Below are 292 nucleotides of genomic sequence, written 5' to 3'. Positions count from 1 at the left end.
CAACCCCAACATCGGGCGAACTCGCTTCTTAATAAAACGATGATCTTGTTCTACGATGTTATTAAGATATTTCACTTGCCTTAGTTGGATGCCTGTAGGCATCTTTTTTTCTTTCTTTAACTCTTGGATGGCTATAGGATAGGCTGGGTTCTTGTCTACTGTGATAACACGGGGCTTTGAAACATGAAAAGACCGCAAAGCTTTCTTGAAAAAGCGCTTTGCAGCCTTATGGTCTCTTGTTTTGCTTAAATAAAAATCAATCGTGTTCCCTTCCGAATCAACGGCACGATAC

Annotated in this window: 1 protein-coding gene; it reads right to left on the bottom strand. The window is 40.8% G+C overall.

The window, feature by feature from the left end:
• Positions 1-292, bottom strand: a 292-nt coding sequence (locus tag JDS96_RS31000) for a DDE-type integrase/transposase/recombinase (RefSeq protein ID WP_199669149.1), incomplete at both ends; no start/stop codon positions are given.

The organism is Bacillus cereus group sp. N21 (assembly GCF_016483395.1).
GTDB lineage: Bacteria > Bacillota > Bacilli > Bacillales > Bacillaceae_G > Bacillus_A > Bacillus_A pseudomycoides.
This window is presented reverse-complemented; position numbering and strand designations above follow the sequence as displayed.